Genomic DNA, 16,116 nt, shown 5'->3' on the forward strand with positions numbered 1-16,116 from the left:
CTGAACGACTTATCACCAGTAGTGTTCGAACAACAAACTGTTAAATTATAAGTTCCAACTTTTGGGGTACGCCTCAAAATCGGTCTTCAAAGCTGGCCTTGGCCTAAGTCCGAACAGACCACTCGCACTAAGGGCTGAGCATTTTAGAATCCAACCTCTCGGCTAAATAACTGAACTTTAAATAATCAATTATTAATTTTTTGATTCCCATTAGTTAACGTCGGGCGGCCCAGCATTGGCTCAGTGGTGTCGTTTATCTTAGTCGGTGATTTTCCGACTTAGATAAAGTCCGGCTTTCGAGACCGCACTTCGGCTCGAAACCGTGGCCACCACGTTCCAGCCGATTCTGGGCCAACCAGCGTGACAATTTAAATCAACTAGCACCAAACGTGATAATTAATTTCATCAATCACTAACAACGAGAATAGCTTACTTACTGTCAAACACAACACTAAATCAAAAATTAGCTTGCTTTAACCAAACCATCGTCCAAGAACCAACCTAACGCAGGGCGAACTGAATTGATGCTCAGTGGTGTCGTTTATCTTAGCTGGTGATTTTCCAGCTTAGATAAAGCCCGGCTTGTGAGACCGCCCTATGGCTCGAAAACGTGGCCACCACGTTCCAGCGTCAATTCAGTTCGCCCGAAGTGACACCCCTCAACCTAACCACAATTCAGTATTAAAGCTGACTTAACGAACAACTGCACAAGGAACAAAAAGGCCTGAGACGAATGGTCTCAGGCCTCAAAAAATGTTTTTAACTAAATTTAATGCTATTCAGCAAAGACCATGTTGTCGATTGAGATAGTCTTGGTGTCGCCGTTTTGAGCAGCGTTTTGTAGTTGTTCAGCATACAATACGAAGGTATTGGATGATTCAGTTGCACCAGTAACGACGTCAACCTTAGTTGGGTCACTGCTCTTAACCAATGACTTGTTCAAAGCTGGTTGATAAGTCTTAGGGTTAGTCTTTGAAATCTTCTTCATTTGCTTGTTGTAAGCAGCATCGTCAACTTTTGACTTGCCCTTCTTGTTAACTTGGTCAAAGGCTGACTTGGTGATCTTGTTGTTCTTAACAGTGATTGAGAAAGTATCACGGTAGCCATGTGAGTAGTTCTTTTCAGCTAACTTGTAAGTACCATCTTTCATCTTAGCGCCATTGTTAATCTTGATTGTAGCGGTGTCACCCTTTTGAGCGGCTTGGACTAATTGTTGGGCGTAGTTTTGGAACGTCTTTGATGATTCAGTAGCCCCTGAAACGACATCAATAGTTGAAACGTTCCCAGTAGCAGCAGCACCTTCCAAAGCCTTGTTTAACTTAGGTTGGTAAGTCTTAGGGTTAGTGCCAGAAACCTTCTTCATCTGCTTGTTGTAAGCAGTGTCGTCGACTTTTGACTTGCCCTTCTTGTTAACTTGGTTGTAATCTGACTTCGTAATCTTACCCTTACTATTAACGGTAATACTGAATTCAGCCTTGTAACCATGTGAATAGTTTTGTTCAGCGAGTTTATAAGTACCCGCTTTCATTTTGCTACCAGCAGTAAGTTTAGCTACCTTAGTTGTCTTCGCTGAAGATGATGATGAACTCTTCTTTGAGGATGATGATGAACTAGAACTTGATGAACTGCTCCCACAACCTGCTAATGCTAATGCGGAAATGGCAACAACTGATGCACCTGTAATAACTGACTTAAACTTCATAATATCCCACTCCTAACCTTTTTGTATGAAAATTCACATTAATCTTAACGTTTATTCCCAAGATAGTCAATCCTATTTTATAAAAATAATCGTATTCACAGTATACACCGCCCATATTGGTGGCGCTTTATTTATCGAAAGCCTAACTGGCCGGACAGTGCTTCAATATAATGTGATTTATTATGCATTCTAATCAATAATTCATAGACAAACGCTTCCATTACTTATATAATTGTTAGTGGAATTATTATTTTTTAACATTATTTATTCAAGGGAGTTGTTACGCAATGGCAAAGAAAAACGTTGTCGTTGTCGGCGCGGGTTTTGCTGGGGTTTACGCGACTAAGAAATTAGCCAAGCACTTTAAAAAGAATCCTGACGTTGAAATCACGTTAATTGACCGGCACTCGTACTTCACGTACATGACTGAATTACATGAAGTGGCGACGGAACGGGTTGAACCAGAGCATATTCAATATGATCTGCAACGACTATTTTCACGACGCAAGAATGTTCGTTTAGTAACCGATACCGTTAAGAGCATCGACAAAGACAAACAAACAGTTGTGACCGAAAATGGGAGCTACCAATATGATCAATTACTAATCAGCCTTGGTGGTGAATCCAATGATTTCGGGACACCGGGGGTCAAGGAACACGGGTTTGAACTCTGGTCCTTTGAACAAGCAATGAATTTGCGGGCCCACTTGGCCGCAGTTATTCGTCGCGGGGCGGCTGAACTTGATCCAGCCAAACGTAAAGCGATGTTGACCTTCACTGTTTGTGGGTCTGGGTTTACCGGTTCTGAATTAATCGGTGAATTAATCGAATATCGTGACGTTTTAGCACGTGATAACAAGTTGGATCCAAGCGAGATCACCTTACAATTGGTCGAAGCAGCACCAACTATTATCAACATGTTAAATCGGACGCAAGCTGGTAAAGCTGAAAAGTATATGAAGAAACATGGCGTTGATATCTTAACCAACTCCATGATTACTGAAGTCTTTGAAGACCACGTTACCTTAAAGGGTAAGGATCCGATTCCAACTTATACGTTGATTTGGACTGCTGGGGTTCGTGCCAACAGTGTCGTTAAAAACTTTAATATGGAAACTAACCCCCGTGGTGGCCGCTTAGTTGCTAATGAATTCATGCAAGCTAAAGATGCTAAAAACGTCTTCTTAGCTGGGGATTCAATGAGCTATCAAGAACCAGGTCAACCACGGCCAGTCCCACAAATCGTCCAAGGTGCCGAAGAAACCGCAGCGACGGCGGTTCAAGGGATTATCAAGAATATTGATAACACGGATACTGAAATCAAACCATTCAAGGGTGCTTATCAAGCTTCCGTTGATTCAATTGGTTCCAAGTATGCGGTTGCGCAAGTCTTAGATAACTGGAACGTTTCTGGCTTTATCGCCGTCTTATTAAAGCATGCGATTAACTGGTTATATTACGTTCAGATTTTCTCTGGCTATTACTTGTTCCAGTACTTCATGCACGAATTCTTCCGGACACGCAACCGTCGGAATGTCTTCCGCGGTTGGACTTCTCGAATGGGGAACGTCTTGTGGAGTGTGCCACTACGCTTCTTCTATGGGGCCATGTGGTTATGGGATTGCTGGACAAAGGTTCAAGGTTCCGAATCCTGGTTCACCGATAAGTTAAGATTACCATTTAGCTGGATTCAAGTTGCTGCCACGAGTGGTGCGAGCCAAGCTGCCACTAAAGCAACGAGTGGTGCCAGTGAAGCTGCCGGTGCTGCGACTAAAGCCACTAAAGGTGTCTTCAGTTTATCTTACATGTATGGTAAGGACCCATTGATGGTCTTTGAAAAATCACCACATTGGTTCGAATCAGTCACGAAGTTCTTTGTACCGAACTTGCAAACGGCCCTCTTCATGCAGAAGTTCATGACTTGTGTTGAAATTATCATTGCCTTATGTATCTTCTTTGGCCTCTTCTCATGGTTGGCTAACGCCATTACCATTGGTTTAGTTGCCGTCTTCTGCTTGTCAGGGATGTTCTACTGGGTCAACTTGTGGATGGTCTTTGCCGCCCTTGCCTTAATGAATGGTTCCGGCCGGACATTTGGTTTGGACTACTGGGTTGTTCCGTGGATGCAAAAGCACCTCGGTCACTGGTGGTATGGCAATGTCAGCTCCCATTACGATGCTGTCAAAACCCGCTAGATGCGTTATAATTAATTAAATAGTTTCCCGATGGTTCAAGGGTAGCTTTTACCTTGGACCATTTTTTATTCAAAATAACTTGGAGGTGCAACGATGAAACGATTGCGAACATCATGGCAAGTCTTTAAACGGTATCGCGCGATGATTCGGCCGTTTGATATTGTCATTATTGTCATTTTAATTATTTTATCGTTTACGCCATTGGCCATCTTCTCTTATCAACAACGTCAACAAGCGGTTCACGATGCACAGGTCGCTAAGCAATCTGCCAAAAAGACTGGCCGACATCTGCTGACCGCGGTTGTTTCACATAACGGGACTGTTTTAAAACGCGTTAATATCACTAATTTAAAACAAACGGTTCATTATACGTACCGTGACAAACATGGTGACTATAATCGCGTCACGTTTGAACCGAAACGCGTGGCGATTACCAAGGCTAATTGTTCTGATCAAGTTTGTGTTCGGCGTGGTTGGATTCATAAACCCGGACAGACTATCGTTTGTTTGCCGCATAAACTTTTAATTGAAGTCAAGTCTAGCACGGGACATACGACCTCGGGCGGAAATGGACTGGTTACGGAGTGATGGCTATTGAATAATTCGTTTGAACACTCAAATCGGACTCATCGTAATATTTATATTGCCCTGCTAGTTGCTCAGGGGGTCATCATTGGCATCTTAGAGCGGATGATTCCCTTCCCGTTTGCTTTTGCACCCGGGGCTAAGCTCGGCCTGGCAAATCTGATTACGATTGTCGCCATTTTTACCTTGTCATTTCGCGATGTCATTACATTGACTTGGCTGCGCTTAATTCTGACAGCCCTCGTTGGTGGCACGTTATCCACTTTTATCTATAGCTTTGGCGGAGCGTTTTTAAGTTTATTTTCAATGATATTGGTTAAGCAACTGGGACCCAAACGTGTCAGCATTATTGGGATTTCAGCGACCGGGGGCGTGATGCATAACGTTGGTCAATTGTTAGTCGCTAGCTTTATTGCTCAGACATGGACGGTCATGCTCTACTTACCGATTCTCTCGATCATTGGGCTAGCGGCCGGGATTGCCCTGGGGATTGCCGCTAATTACCTATTTACCCACGTGACGATTCTAAGTTATCTACGTTTTAATCACGAACAAGTCCCCAGTAAAAAAAAGGAGTAATTTTTCATGCAAGCAACGCAATTACATCCGCTATGGCGTGATTATCCCGCCCTGCAGCCCGAGTTGCAGCAGGTCATGCAACTGATGGATGACAATATCAATATTTCTGACCCGGCCATCACCGCGGCCATTTTAGATATGATTCACAGTGGCGGTAAACTGTTAAGACCTGCTTATTGCTTGTTATTCTCGCAATTCAAGCCGACTGACCGCCACCGGATGATTGCCCTCGCCGCTTCCTTAGAAACGCTGCACACAGCAACCTTGATCCATGATGACATCATTGACGATTCTAAGCTACGGCGTCATCAGGTCAGCATCCAGCAGCAGTTCGGTAAGGATGTTGCAGTCTATGCGGGTGACTACTTATTTGTGGTCGTCTTTAAGATCTTGTCACACTACTCCAGCAGTTTTCGGAGTATCCAATTGAATTCGGCCAATATGGAAAAGATTTTAATTGGTGAAATTCACCAAAAAGATCGGCATTTTCATACCGAAATCACTTTAGCTGACTACCAAGAACAGATTCAAGGTAAGACGGCTGAGTTATTCGCCTTAAGTTGTTTCTTAGGTGCTTATGAATCTGGTCAAAGCGAATTGTTCGCTAACCGGGCAAACAAAGCGGGGATGGCAATTGGGATGGCCTTTCAAATCTTAGATGATATCTTAGATTATCAGGAAACCAGTCAAGAGATTGGTAAGCCAGTCTTAGAAGACCTCGCAGAAGGTGTCTACACGTCGCCACTAATCTATGCCTTACAGACAGACTATCGACAACAACTAATGTCCCTCTTGCGTAAACAAGGCCAAATAACCCTAGCCGAGCGACAACAAGTGCAACGCTTAGTTATTGATGCTGGTGGTGTCATCAAAGCCAAACAACTGGCCAAGAAGTATACTAACACAGCGTTACGGACACTTAAGCATCTACCAGATGTTCCAGCGCGAGCGACCTTACTACAACTTACTCAACAACTCTTAGAACGTCATAATTAAACGCAACAAAAAAGCCTATCAATGAGCAGCACTCGCTGTTCACTGATAGGCTTTTTGTGTTAGTTGACCAACTTAACCAAGTCATAAAAAAATCACTTAAGACTGTGATGTGCCATCTATGTTCAACATAAATAACTTCCGAACTAGACTTAGTCACCTTTTGCGGTAACCACCATCATAGCGTCCGTCAACCACAATCCCAGTGATCCGTAAAACAATTTAATTAGTCAACGAGTTCCAAGACAACCATTTGTGCACCGTCGCCACGACGAGGCATAGTCTTGTAAATTCGTGTATAACCACCATTGCGGTCAGCATATTGAGGACCTAAGTCACTAAATAGCTTTTGCAAAGCAGTTTGTACAGTTACGTTGTCGCCATCTTCCTTAACATCAGCAACGATGTCCCGCATAAATGCAGCAGCTTGACGACGAGCGTGTAAATCGCCCTTCTTAGCCAAAGAAATCATCTTATCGGTCGTTGAGCGAACTTCCTTAGCGCGAGCTTCGGTGGTTTCGATGCGGCCGTTAACGATCAATGAACTTGTCAAATCACGAAGTAAGGCACGACGTTGTGAACTTGTACGTTGTAATTTACGGTAACTCATGAACGGATATCCTCCCTTGTATTAGTCTTCTTTGCGTAATGATAACCCGAGGTCAGCTAATTTTGCTTTAACTTCTTCGAGGGACTTGCGTCCAAGGTTGCGAACCTTCATCATATCAGCTTCAGTCTTGTTAGTTAATTCTTGAACCGTGTTGATACCAGCACGTTTCAAACAATTATATGAACGAACGGAGAGATCTAACTCCTCAATCGTCATTTCTAACATTTTTTCCTTATGCGTTTCTTCCTTCTCAACCATCACATCAGTGTTTTTAGCTTCATCAGTGAGGTTTACGAAGATGGAAAGGTGATCAGTCAGGATTTTGGCTGACAGACTAATGGCTTCACTCGGAGTGATTGAACCATTTGTCCAAACGTCTAAGGTTAACTTGTCAAAATCATCACGTTGACCAACCCGAGTGTTCTCTACTTGGTAGTTAACACGTTCAATTGGAGAATATAATGAATCAACAGGCAAAACGCCAATTGGCATATCATCTTCACGATGTTTGTTATCCTCAGCGGATACATAACCACGACCAGTATTAGCAGTCATACGCATATGGAAGTGTGCACCATCTGCTACTGTACAAATTGCCAAGTCAGGATTCAAGACTTCAACATCCGCATCACCAATAATATCACCGGCAGTAACGTTTGCTGGACCTTTGACATCGATTTCCAATGTCTTAGATTCGTCTGATTCTAGCTTAAGTGCGATCTTCTTCACATTCAAAATGATCGCCGTAACATCTTCTGTCACGCCTTCGATCGTTGAGAATTCATGAAGCACACCATCAATTTGAATACTAGTAACAGCAGCGCCAGGTAAAGAAGAAAGAAGAATCCGACGAAGTGAATTCCCTAAAGTTGTACCATAACCGCGTTCAAGCGGTTCTACAACAAACTTACCATAGTTGTCGTTTTCATCAATTTTATGAATGTTAGGTTTTTCAAATTCAATCATTCTTATCTTTTACCCCTTTCAAAACGCGTGGTGTTTAGTAGTTGTGCGTACAAAATGAAGTTTGCCCTCAAAATGAACGTCACAGATTAAACACGACGGCGCTTTGGAGGACGAGACCCATTATGAGGAACTGGCGTAACATCGCGAATTGCACTAACTTCCAAACCAGTGGCTTGTAAAGCACGGATTGCAGCTTCACGACCGGAACCAGGACCTTTAACAGCGACTTCAACAGTCTTCATGCCATGTTCCATTGATGCCTTAGCAGCAGCTTCTGCGGCCATTTGAGCAGCAAAAGGTGTTGATTTACGACTACCCTTGAAACCTAATGAACCAGCTGATGACCAGGCAATCGCGTTACCTTGCATATCAGTGATCATAACAAGTGTGTTGTTGAACGTTGAATGGATGTGAGCCACACCGGATTCAATGTTCTTTTTTACCCGACGACGACGGGTTGTCTTTCTAGTTGCCATAAAATTCGAGAACCTCCCTTTTTATTATTTTTTACGTCCAGCGATGCTGACTTTTTTACCCTTACGAGTACGGGCATTGTTCTTCGTGTGTTGACCACGAACGGGTAAACCACGACGATGACGCATACCACGATATGAGCCAATTTCTTGAAGTAACTTGATGTTCAAGCTAACTTCACGACGTAAGTCACCTTCAGTTTTGTAACCGTCAACGACGGCACGGATCTTATCTTCTTGTTCAGGAGTTAAGTCGCGTACACGAACGTCTTCTGAAACACCGGCTTCAGCAAGAATCTTCTTTGCAGAAGTATTACCGATACCGAAAATGTAAGTCAAACCGATGACAATACGCTTGTCACGTGGTAAGTCAATTCCTTCAATACGAGCCATTAAAATTTCACCTCCGACTTTAAGTTAAATTATTTACCTTGGCGTTGCTTATGCTTTGGATTAGCAGAGCAGATAATCATCACGCGGCCTTTACGACGAATAACTTTACAGTGTTCGCACATAGGCTTTACAGATGGTCTTACTTTCATGAATATTTACCTCCTATAAGGTACGAAGCGTCGCCCTATTTGAAACGATAGGTAATGCGACCCTTTGTTAAATCATAAGGTGACATTTCAACTGTAACCTTATCACCAGGCAGAATCCGAATGTAATGCATCCGAATCTTACCAGAAACGTGAGCTAAGATCTCAGCGCCGTTTTCAAGTTCAACCTTGAACATCGCGTTCGGCAATGTTTCTTTAATGGTGCCTTGAATTTCGATGACGTCTTCCTTTGCCAAATAGTGTCCCTCCTTATTGTATGGTTTCGTGCTACCACGATTTTGGTCCGCTTTTCGAACCAGTCGCTAATCATTTTTATGTTAAAAAAACATTAAATCATTCAACGGCTAAACCTGAATAAGTTTATCACAACGCCCTCTGAAAAGCAAATGACGCCGCTTTTAGACCCTTTTCGATTAAAGGTTATCAAGAATCGATTTGATATCTTGATAAACATCATCAATGTCGCGATCACCATCGACATTGTGAAGCAAGTTGGCTTTTTCATAGAAATCAATCAACGGTGTATTCAACTTAACGTTGACATCTAACCGATTCTTGACTGTTGCCGGCTTGTCATCATCACGTTGATAGAAATCATGGCCGCCACAAACATCACAAGTGCCTTCTACCTTAGGCTTGTTGTATAACTTATGATAAGTTGCACCACAAGTCCGGCAGATGAACCGACCGGAAAGTCGTTCGACTAACACACTAGGTTCAACATGGATGTTAATGACCCCGTCCAATGGCTTGTTCAAATCTTGGCCGATTTGTTGAAGCGCATGAGCTTGATCAATATTACGTGGATAACCATCAAGCAAGAAACCTTTGGCAGTATCAGCTTCAGCTAACCGTTCTTTGACGATGCCATTAGTGACTTCGTCTGGAACCAAGTTACCTTGGTCGATATACTTTTTAGCTTCCAGCCCCATTTTGGTTTCATTCTTAATTGCTGCCCGAAAGATATCACCCGTAGAAATATGAGGAATATCAAAATCTTCAAGGATTTTCTGTGCTTGAGTACCCTTACCGGCACCTGGTAGTCCCATCAAAATTAGGTTCATTGTTCCCATAGTTTTTTCCTCCTAAAATGCACAAATGTGTTGAGTCTCCCCAACACACTCGCTGATGATTAACGAATAAAACCGACATAGTCACGTTTCATCATTAACCCTTTAATTTGACGAATTGTTTCAAGGGCAACCCCAACAACGATCAGTAAACTCGTCCCGCCTAAACCAATTGATTCATCTAAGCCCCAGATATCTGACGCTAACAATGGAATCAAGGAAATTAATCCTAGGTAAAGGGCACCGACTGTACTTAATCGCATTAACAATTTTGATACCCAATCTTGAGTATCTTTACCAGGCCAAACACCTGGGATATAGCTGCCTTGCTTTTGTAAATTCTTCGATAGTTTTTCAGGATTGACCTGAACAAACGCATAGAAGAAAGTAAAAAGCACAATCAGTACGGTATATAAAATCGCACCGGGTGTCGACTGCATATTAAAGATACTTGTCAAAACGGTATACCAAGTATCGCCACCATGACTGGATTGGAAACCTAGTAAAATTGTTTGCGGTGTTGCAATAAACGAACTCGCGAAGATAACGGGAATAACCCCGGCAACATTCACCTTAAGTGGTAGGTAACTACTGTCAGGTGCACCAGCTGCACGCCGAGTATATTGAATTGGTACCCGATCATTAGCTTGTTCAACCCACGTTACAAACATAACGATGGCAATGACCAAGACTAACAAACCGAGGACGAACAAAATACTCTGCCACCATTGACTCTTAGCGACATTAACAAATTGTTCTTGGTAAATTTGATAAATCGATGTAGGTGTTCGAGCTAAAATCCCAGCAAAGATAATGATTGAAACCCCATTACCCATACCACGATCAGTGATCATATCTCCTAACCAAGTGGTAAACATCGCGCCACCGGTCAAAATGATCCCGATAGTTAAATATGTCGTCACACTTGGGTTATTAACCAACTTAAGTTGGCTCAAAGAGTTAAAACCAGCCGTAATCCCAATCGATTGAACGAAGGCTAAGGCAATCGTTAACCAACGGGTCGCTTGATTAAGCTTCCGTCGCCCAACTTCACCTTGTTTGCCCCATTCAACAAATTTTGGAACAATGTCCATTTGAAGCAATTGGACAATGATTTGTGCAGTAATGTAAGGGGATACCCCCATAGCAAGGATGGAATAATTTGTTAAACCGCCACCACTGAATGTATTCAGCATACTTATAAGTCCAGATGATGCAACGGATTGAAGCGCCTTTGCATTTACTCCTGGTACTGTGATATAAGAGCCAAGACGAAATACAATCAAAACGCCCAACGTGAACAGAATTTTATTCCGAATATCCTTAACTTTCAGAGCGTCCTTCATGGTAGTCAGCAAGTTAGATCACCTCAGTTTTACCGCCAGCAGCTTCGATTGCCTTAACAGCAGATTCGGAGAACTTGCTTGCCTTGACTGTTAACTTTTTATCAAGACTACCGTTGCCAAGAATCTTGACAGCAGCACTCTTCTTAACCAAGCCGGCAGCCTTTAATGATTCAGGCGTAACTTCTGCACCATCATCAAAACGGTTCAAACCATCAAGGTTGACAACCGCAAATTCTTTACGGTTGATATTAGTAAATCCACGTTTAGGAATCCGACGATACAATGGCATTTGGCCACCTTCGAACCCGACACGAACCTTACCACGCGCCTTTTGGCCTTTTTGACCACGACCAGAAGTTTTACCTTGGCCACTTGAGTCACCACGACCAATACGACGACGTGAAAAACGTGAACCTTCACTTGGTGTTAATTCATGTAACTTCATCTAGTAGGCACCTCCTCTTTTAATATTTTAATTACTTAATTACTTCAACATCAATCAAATGAGCGATGAGGAAGATTTGACCGCGAGTAGCTGCGTCATCAGGTTTAACAACTGAGCTGTTTACTCGACCTAAACCTAATTCCTTAACGATTTTACGTTGCTTAGGAAGACGATGAGCCGCACTGCGCACTAAAGTGATCTTTAATTGAGCCATGTTGTTTGTCCTCCTATTCAGCTAAATGTTCAACTGAAACGCCACGTAAAGCAGCGATCTGTTCAGCCTTCTTCAAACTCTTCAAGCCTTCAAACGTTGCGCGAACAACGTTAACTGGCGTATTGGAGCCAAGACGCTTACTAGTAACATCATCAATACCAGCCAATTCCATGACGGCACGAACAGCGCCACCAGCAGCAACTCCAGAACCTTCAACGGCTGGCTTCAACAAGATGCGTCCGCCACCGAAAACTCCGAGAGCTTCATGAGGAATGGTTGTACCGACCATAGGTACAGTGATCAAGTTCTTTTTAGCAGCTTCGGATGCTTTCCGAATTGCTTCTGGAACTTCTTGAGCCTTACCAGTACCGAAACCAACGTGTCCTTTGTGGTCACCAACGATTACCAATGCGGCAAAACGAAGACGACGACCACCTTTAACAACTTTAGTAATCCGGTTAATGGCAACAACATTATCGTCAAGATCTAATTTTGATGGATCAATGAAAGTCATGTGGTATTATTCCTCCTTTGTTAGAATTTAAGTCCGTTTTCACGGGCGGCTTCAGCTAAAGCTTGAACACGGCCGTGATATAAGTAACCGCCACGATCGAAAACTACATCAGCAATTTTCTTTTCGGCAGCTCGCTTTGCAACAATTTCGCCAACTGAAGCAGCTTTTTCACTCTTGGTGTTGCCAGTTACTTCGCTATCTAATGTTGAGGCACTTGCTAGCGTTACACCCTCTACATCATCAATAATTTGAGCGTAGATGTTTTTGTTTGAACGATAAACATTTAAGCGTGGGCGCTCAGCAGTACCAGAAATCTTACCGCGGACACGAGCGTGACGACGTTGACGTGTCTTATTCTTATCTGGTTTTGAAATCACAATAGTCACCTCTAATATATAGTATGGACAGCACTAAGCTGCATTATTTACCAGTTTTACCTTCCTTACGACGAACATATTCATCGACGTAACGAATCCCTTTACCTTTGTAAGGTTCAGGTGAACGAACGGCCCGAACTTCAGCAGCAAAGTCACCAACAGCTTGCTTACCAATACCAGAGATATTGATGTGCGTGTTGTCAGGAACTTCGATCGTTAAGTTCTTAGGCGTTTCGAATTCAACAGGATGTGAGTAACCAACGCTTAATACTAACTTTTTGCCTTGCAATTGGGCACGGTAACCAACACCGACCAATTGAAGGTTCTTAGTAAAGCCTTTAGTAACTCCTTCAACCATGTTGTTGACATTGGCACGAGTAGTCCCGTGTAATGCCTTCATCTTAAAGTCATCAGTTGGACGAGTGAAGTTAACTTCGCTGCCTTCAACTGACATCGTGATGTCACTAGCGATGTTCCGCGTCAAAGTACCTTTAGGACCTTTAACCGTAACGACTTCGCCGGCTTGTGACACTTCTACCCCAGCAGGTAGATTAATTGTTTTATAACCAATACGACTCACTTACTTGCACCTCCTGTCTTAATTATTTATTACCAAACGTAAGCTAAAACTTCGCCGCCAAGCTTCTTAGCGCGAGCTTCTTTATCAGTAACTACGCCTTCTGAAGTTGAAAGAATAGCAATACCTAAGCCGTTTAAAACCTTAGGAACAGCGTCAGCTTTGACATATGAACGTAAACCAGGCTTTGAAATACGTTTCAAACCACTAATTACACGTTCGTTGTCTTTACCATACTTCAAGAAGACACGGATGATGCCCTGTTTGTCATCATCGATATATTCAACGTCGCGAACAAAACCTTCATTCTTTAAAATTTCGGCAATGTTGCGTTTGATTTTTGATGCAGGAACTTCTAATGAATCGTGGCGTACCATGTTAGCGTTACGGATACGAGTCAAGAAATCTGCGATTGGATCAGTCATCATGAAAGTTTAACCTCCTTTAACTTGGGTTCGTTTTTACCAGCTGGCCTTTTTCATGCCAGGGATTTGACCTTTGTGGGCCAGTTCGCGTAAACAGATACGGCACAAGTGGAATTTACGGTAAACTGAATGTGGACGACCACAACGTTCGCAACGAGTATAGTTTTGAACAGCAAACTTCGCACCACGTTGTTGTTTAACAATAAGTGATTTTTTAGCCAACTTCGATTAACCCCCTTCGGTTATTTAGCAAATGGCATGCCAAATTGAGTCAACAACTCACGTGATTCTTCATCACTATCAGCTGTCGTAACAATTACAATGTCCAAACCGCGGACACGGTTAACATTATCATAGTTGATTTCTGGGAAGATCAATTGTTCACGGACACCCAATGTGTAGTTACCGCGACCATCAAATGAACGAGTACTTACACCATGGAAATCACGAACACGTGGTAATGAAACGTTGATCAACTTGTCTAAGAAGTCATACATACGTTCACCACGTAAGTCGACTTTGGCACCGATTGCCATACCTTCACGAAGACGGAAACCAGCGATAGATTTCTTTGCTCGCGTAACCAAAGGTTTTTGGCCGGAGATCAAAGTCAATTCTTCAACTGCTTCGTCTAAGTTCTTAGCGTTAGTAACTGCATCACCAACACCCATGTTTAAAACAATCTTAGCCATCTTAGGTACTTGCATTACTGAAGTGTAATTAAACTTATCCACTAATGCTGGGACGATTTCTTTTTCATATTGAGCTTTTAAACGGTTTTCCATGAAACTTGCTTCCTCCTTTCAGTCAGTAATATTAGTTTTCTAAAGCGTTGCCGGACTTCTTTGCGAAGCGGACACGCTTGCCATCTTCACGACGGACACCTAAACGAGTAGGTTCGTTGGTTGATGGGTCAAGGAACATAACGTTGGAAGCATCGATTGGTGCTTCGACATCAACGATACCGCCTTGAGGGTTAACGTTCGTAGGTTTTTGGTGTTTTTTGATCTTGTTAACACCTTCAACAACGACACGGTTCTTGGCAGAGATAACCTTTTTAATGGTACCTTCTTGACCACGATCCTTACCGCTGATTACACGAACTTTATCACCAGTTTTAATCAACATTAGGTTGCGCACCTCCTTATTTACGGTGTGTGACTACAGAACTTCTGGAGCTAATGAAACGATACGCATGAAGTCTTTATCACGTAATTCACGAGCGACCGGGCCAAAGATACGAGTACCTTGAGGGGTCTTGTCATCACGGATAATAACCGCAGCATTTTCATCGAATTTGATATATGAACCGTCAGCACGGTGCATACCAGATTTAGTCCGAACGATTACGGCCTTAACAACATCATGAGCTTTGACAACACCACCGGGTGTTGCTTGTTTGACAGTAGCAACGATGATATCACCAATGTTCGCAGTTTTACGACCAGATCCACCTAAAACTTTAATAGTTAGGATTTCACGGGCACCGGAGTTGTCAGCAACTTTTAAACGACTTTCTTGTTGGATCACAGTAAGTGTCCTCCCTTCATTTAATATTAATCAGCTAATAAACTAGATAATAACAGCTTTTTGAACGACGTCAAGTAAGCGGAAACGCTTTGTAGCTGATAAAGGACGAGTTTCCATGATCCGGACGATATCGCCAATATGGGCTTCATTATTTTCATCATGAGCCTTGTATTTCTTTGAATAACGAACACGTTTGCCGTAAACAGGATGATTCTTGTATGTTTCACGAACAACGACGATGGTCTTATCCATCTTATCTGAAACAACGCGTCCTTGGATAACCTTGCGGCTGTTACGAGTATCTTCACTCATTCGAGATTGCCTCCTTTATACTCTACTTGTTTAACTCTTGTTCACGCAACGCAGTTTTAATACGTGCGATATTCTTACGAACTTGCTTTAAACGAGCGGTGTTTTCGAGCTGACCAGTGGCCAATTGAAAACGCAAGTTGAAAAGTTCGTCTTTGTAAGACTTTTCTTTTTCGAGCATTTCAGTAGTGGACAATGCTTTAATTTCCTTAGCCTTCATCTGATTCGCCACCTACTTCCTCGCGCTTAATAATCTTCGTTCTTACAGGTAACTTCGTGCCGGCTAAGCGTAAAGCTTCGCGAGCAACTTCTTCAGAAACGCCACCGACTTCAAACATAACCTTGTTACGTTTTACTGGGGCAACCCAACCTGCAGGAGTACCTTTCCCATTACCCATCCGCACGCCGACACCTTTTTCAGTGTAGGACTTGTGAGGGAAAATTTTGATCCATACTTTACCGCCACGCTTCATGTAACGGTTCATAGCAACACGAGCAGCTTCGATCTGCCGGTTACTGATCCAGTGTGATTCCAGTGTTTGTAAACCATATTCACCGAAAGCAACTGACTTACCGCCTTTGGCTTCACCGCGCATTTTACCACGATGAACACGACGGAATTTTACCCGTTTAGGTACTAGCATGC

Annotated in this window: 26 protein-coding genes; 4 read left to right on the forward strand and 22 right to left on the reverse strand. The window is 42.8% G+C overall.

The features are described 5' to 3' along the window. Window positions 1–775 precede the first annotated feature (775 nt). On the reverse strand, window positions 776–1,702 hold the full coding sequence (gene pplA / locus FFM77_RS09360) for an extracellular electron transfer flavoprotein PplA (RefSeq protein ID WP_137635512.1): 927 nt from the start codon (window positions 1,700–1,702) through the stop codon (window positions 776–778). Between the two features lie 287 nt (window positions 1,703–1,989). Here pplA and FFM77_RS09365 point away from each other — a divergent pair, with 287 nt between their 5' ends. The 4 genes from FFM77_RS09365 (at window position 1,990) to FFM77_RS09380 (ending at window position 6,057) form a co-directional block, all read left to right on the forward strand. Beyond that, the gene (locus tag FFM77_RS09365; protein WP_137635513.1) at window positions 1,990–3,897 is read left to right on the forward strand and encodes an NAD(P)/FAD-dependent oxidoreductase; all 1,908 of its coding nucleotides are present in this window, start codon (window positions 1,990–1,992) and stop codon (window positions 3,895–3,897) included. Window positions 3,898–3,990: 93 nt separating this feature from the next. Continuing rightward, window positions 3,991–4,485 carry a NusG domain II-containing protein gene (locus FFM77_RS09370; RefSeq protein WP_137635514.1) on the forward strand — a complete coding sequence of 165 codons (495 nt, stop codon included), beginning with the start codon at window positions 3,991–3,993 and terminating at the stop codon, window positions 4,483–4,485. A 6-nt stretch (window positions 4,486–4,491) separates the two neighbouring features. Further along, complete coding sequence (locus FFM77_RS09375) at window positions 4,492–5,061, forward strand: Gx transporter family protein (RefSeq protein ID WP_137635515.1); 570 nt, start codon at window positions 4,492–4,494, stop codon at window positions 5,059–5,061. Between the two features lie 6 nt (window positions 5,062–5,067). After that, window positions 5,068–6,057 (forward strand): polyprenyl synthetase family protein, encoded by a 990-nt coding sequence (locus FFM77_RS09380; RefSeq protein ID WP_137635516.1) that lies wholly within the window; start codon window positions 5,068–5,070, stop codon window positions 6,055–6,057. Between the two features lie 223 nt (window positions 6,058–6,280). On the opposite strand, the gene rplQ is transcribed toward FFM77_RS09380, so the two are convergent. The 21 genes from rplQ to rplP form a co-directional block, all read right to left on the reverse strand. Then, window positions 6,281–6,664: a 50S ribosomal protein L17 gene (gene rplQ / locus FFM77_RS09385; RefSeq protein ID WP_137635517.1), complete on the reverse strand. Its 384-nt coding sequence runs from the start codon at window positions 6,662–6,664 to the stop codon at window positions 6,281–6,283. Window positions 6,665–6,685: 21 nt separating this feature from the next. After that, window positions 6,686–7,630 (reverse strand): DNA-directed RNA polymerase subunit alpha, encoded by a 945-nt coding sequence (locus FFM77_RS09390; RefSeq protein WP_137628537.1) that lies wholly within the window; start codon window positions 7,628–7,630, stop codon window positions 6,686–6,688. Between the two features lie 86 nt (window positions 7,631–7,716). Next, on the reverse strand, window positions 7,717–8,106 hold the full coding sequence (rpsK, locus tag FFM77_RS09395; RefSeq protein ID WP_003641266.1) for a 30S ribosomal protein S11: 390 nt from the start codon (window positions 8,104–8,106) through the stop codon (window positions 7,717–7,719). 24 nt (window positions 8,107–8,130) lie between these two features. After that, window positions 8,131–8,496 (reverse strand): 30S ribosomal protein S13, encoded by a 366-nt coding sequence (gene rpsM / locus FFM77_RS09400; RefSeq protein WP_130845138.1) that lies wholly within the window; start codon window positions 8,494–8,496, stop codon window positions 8,131–8,133. A gap of 29 nt (window positions 8,497–8,525) precedes the next feature. After that, a complete protein-coding gene (rpmJ, locus tag FFM77_RS09405; RefSeq protein WP_003638083.1) occupies window positions 8,526–8,645 on the reverse strand; it encodes a 50S ribosomal protein L36 in 120 nt (39 codons plus the stop codon). Between the two features lie 35 nt (window positions 8,646–8,680). Continuing rightward, window positions 8,681–8,899 carry a translation initiation factor IF-1 gene (gene infA, locus FFM77_RS09410; RefSeq protein ID WP_003638082.1) on the reverse strand — a complete coding sequence of 73 codons (219 nt, stop codon included), beginning with the start codon at window positions 8,897–8,899 and terminating at the stop codon, window positions 8,681–8,683. Between the two features lie 177 nt (window positions 8,900–9,076). Further along, window positions 9,077–9,727 carry an adenylate kinase gene (locus FFM77_RS09415; protein ID WP_307722449.1) on the reverse strand — a complete coding sequence of 217 codons (651 nt, stop codon included), beginning with the start codon at window positions 9,725–9,727 and terminating at the stop codon, window positions 9,077–9,079. A gap of 68 nt (window positions 9,728–9,795) precedes the next feature. After that, window positions 9,796–11,091, reverse strand: a complete 1,296-nt coding sequence (secY, locus tag FFM77_RS09420; protein ID WP_137635519.1) for a preprotein translocase subunit SecY — start codon at window positions 11,089–11,091, stop codon at window positions 9,796–9,798. Window position 11,092: 1 nt separating this feature from the next. Continuing rightward, the gene (rplO, locus tag FFM77_RS09425) at window positions 11,093–11,524 is read right to left on the reverse strand and encodes a 50S ribosomal protein L15 (RefSeq protein WP_137635520.1); all 432 of its coding nucleotides are present in this window, start codon (window positions 11,522–11,524) and stop codon (window positions 11,093–11,095) included. A 31-nt stretch (window positions 11,525–11,555) separates the two neighbouring features. After that, window positions 11,556–11,738, reverse strand: coding sequence for a 50S ribosomal protein L30 (gene rpmD, locus FFM77_RS09430; protein WP_137606036.1), 183 nt, complete (start codon window positions 11,736–11,738; stop codon window positions 11,556–11,558). A gap of 13 nt (window positions 11,739–11,751) precedes the next feature. After that, window positions 11,752–12,252 (reverse strand): 30S ribosomal protein S5, encoded by a 501-nt coding sequence (gene rpsE, locus FFM77_RS09435; protein WP_137635521.1) that lies wholly within the window; start codon window positions 12,250–12,252, stop codon window positions 11,752–11,754. A gap of 20 nt (window positions 12,253–12,272) precedes the next feature. Further along, entirely contained in the window at window positions 12,273–12,638 is a 366-nt protein-coding gene (gene rplR, locus FFM77_RS09440) for a 50S ribosomal protein L18 (protein ID WP_307722472.1), read from the reverse strand. 34 nt (window positions 12,639–12,672) lie between these two features. Next, window positions 12,673–13,209 (reverse strand): 50S ribosomal protein L6, encoded by a 537-nt coding sequence (gene rplF / locus FFM77_RS09445; protein ID WP_137635523.1) that lies wholly within the window; start codon window positions 13,207–13,209, stop codon window positions 12,673–12,675. A 29-nt stretch (window positions 13,210–13,238) separates the two neighbouring features. Continuing rightward, window positions 13,239–13,634, reverse strand: a complete 396-nt coding sequence (rpsH, locus tag FFM77_RS09450) for a 30S ribosomal protein S8 (protein WP_137635524.1) — start codon at window positions 13,632–13,634, stop codon at window positions 13,239–13,241. A 33-nt stretch (window positions 13,635–13,667) separates the two neighbouring features. After that, the gene (locus FFM77_RS09455; protein ID WP_137635525.1) at window positions 13,668–13,853 is read right to left on the reverse strand and encodes a type Z 30S ribosomal protein S14; all 186 of its coding nucleotides are present in this window, start codon (window positions 13,851–13,853) and stop codon (window positions 13,668–13,670) included. Window positions 13,854–13,873: 20 nt separating this feature from the next. Then, window positions 13,874–14,416 (reverse strand): 50S ribosomal protein L5, encoded by a 543-nt coding sequence (rplE, locus tag FFM77_RS09460; RefSeq protein ID WP_137606041.1) that lies wholly within the window; start codon window positions 14,414–14,416, stop codon window positions 13,874–13,876. 31 nt (window positions 14,417–14,447) lie between these two features. Next, entirely contained in the window at window positions 14,448–14,759 is a 312-nt protein-coding gene (rplX, locus tag FFM77_RS09465) for a 50S ribosomal protein L24 (RefSeq protein ID WP_137635526.1), read from the reverse strand. Between the two features lie 33 nt (window positions 14,760–14,792). Next, window positions 14,793–15,161, reverse strand: coding sequence for a 50S ribosomal protein L14 (gene rplN / locus FFM77_RS09470; protein WP_137635527.1), 369 nt, complete (start codon window positions 15,159–15,161; stop codon window positions 14,793–14,795). A gap of 42 nt (window positions 15,162–15,203) precedes the next feature. Further along, window positions 15,204–15,473, reverse strand: a complete 270-nt coding sequence (gene rpsQ / locus FFM77_RS09475; RefSeq protein ID WP_137635528.1) for a 30S ribosomal protein S17 — start codon at window positions 15,471–15,473, stop codon at window positions 15,204–15,206. Window positions 15,474–15,495: 22 nt separating this feature from the next. Next, window positions 15,496–15,690 carry a 50S ribosomal protein L29 gene (rpmC, locus tag FFM77_RS09480; RefSeq protein ID WP_003638068.1) on the reverse strand — a complete coding sequence of 65 codons (195 nt, stop codon included), beginning with the start codon at window positions 15,688–15,690 and terminating at the stop codon, window positions 15,496–15,498. Further along, complete coding sequence (gene rplP, locus FFM77_RS09485; RefSeq protein WP_137635529.1) at window positions 15,680–16,114, reverse strand: 50S ribosomal protein L16; 435 nt, start codon at window positions 16,112–16,114, stop codon at window positions 15,680–15,682. Before rplP ends, rpmC begins: the two co-directional genes overlap by 11 nt. Between the last annotated feature and the right edge of the window lie 2 nt (window positions 16,115–16,116).

Source organism: Lactiplantibacillus songbeiensis (assembly GCF_005405125.1).
GTDB lineage: Bacteria > Bacillota > Bacilli > Lactobacillales > Lactobacillaceae > Lactiplantibacillus > Lactiplantibacillus songbeiensis.

Excerpts from the sequence above, each read along its gene's own strand:
- pplA (WP_137635512.1), bottom strand. The coding sequence starts at position 1,702 with ATGAAGTTTAAGTCAGTTATTACAGGTGCATCAGTTGTTGCCATTTCC.
- FFM77_RS09365 (WP_137635513.1), top strand. The coding sequence starts at position 1,990 with ATGGCAAAGAAAAACGTTGTCGTTGTCGGCGCGGGTTTTGCTGGGGTT.
- FFM77_RS09370 (WP_137635514.1), top strand. The coding sequence starts at position 3,991 with ATGAAACGATTGCGAACATCATGGCAAGTCTTTAAACGGTATCGCGCG.
- FFM77_RS09380 (WP_137635516.1), top strand. The coding sequence starts at position 5,068 with ATGCAAGCAACGCAATTACATCCGCTATGGCGTGATTATCCCGCCCTG.
- rplQ (WP_137635517.1), bottom strand. The coding sequence starts at position 6,664 with ATGAGTTACCGTAAATTACAACGTACAAGTTCACAACGTCGTGCCTTA.
- FFM77_RS09390 (WP_137628537.1), bottom strand. The coding sequence starts at position 7,630 with ATGATTGAATTTGAAAAACCTAACATTCATAAAATTGATGAAAACGAC.
- rpsK (WP_003641266.1), bottom strand. The coding sequence starts at position 8,106 with ATGGCAACTAGAAAGACAACCCGTCGTCGTCGGGTAAAAAAGAACATT.
- rpsM (WP_130845138.1), bottom strand. The coding sequence starts at position 8,496 with ATGGCTCGTATTGAAGGAATTGACTTACCACGTGACAAGCGTATTGTC.
- rpmJ (WP_003638083.1), bottom strand. The coding sequence starts at position 8,645 with ATGAAAGTAAGACCATCTGTAAAGCCTATGTGCGAACACTGTAAAGTT.
- FFM77_RS09415 (WP_307722449.1), bottom strand. The coding sequence starts at position 9,727 with ATGAACCTAATTTTGATGGGACTACCAGGTGCCGGTAAGGGTACTCAA.
- rplO (WP_137635520.1), bottom strand. The coding sequence starts at position 11,524 with ATGAAGTTACATGAATTAACACCAAGTGAAGGTTCACGTTTTTCACGT.
- rpmD (WP_137606036.1), bottom strand. The coding sequence starts at position 11,738 with ATGGCTCAATTAAAGATCACTTTAGTGCGCAGTGCGGCTCATCGTCTT.
- rpsE (WP_137635521.1), bottom strand. The coding sequence starts at position 12,252 with ATGACTTTCATTGATCCATCAAAATTAGATCTTGACGATAATGTTGTT.
- rpsH (WP_137635524.1), bottom strand. The coding sequence starts at position 13,634 with ATGATGACTGATCCAATCGCAGATTTCTTGACTCGTATCCGTAACGCT.
- rplE (WP_137606041.1), bottom strand. The coding sequence starts at position 14,416 with ATGGAAAACCGTTTAAAAGCTCAATATGAAAAAGAAATCGTCCCAGCA.
- rplX (WP_137635526.1), bottom strand. The coding sequence starts at position 14,759 with ATGTTGATTAAAACTGGTGATAAAGTTCGTGTAATCAGCGGTAAGGAT.
- rpsQ (WP_137635528.1), bottom strand. The coding sequence starts at position 15,473 with ATGAGTGAAGATACTCGTAACAGCCGCAAGGTTATCCAAGGACGCGTT.
- rpmC (WP_003638068.1), bottom strand. The coding sequence starts at position 15,690 with ATGAAGGCTAAGGAAATTAAAGCATTGTCCACTACTGAAATGCTCGAA.
- rplP (WP_137635529.1), bottom strand. The coding sequence starts at position 16,114 with ATGCTAGTACCTAAACGGGTAAAATTCCGTCGTGTTCATCGTGGTAAA.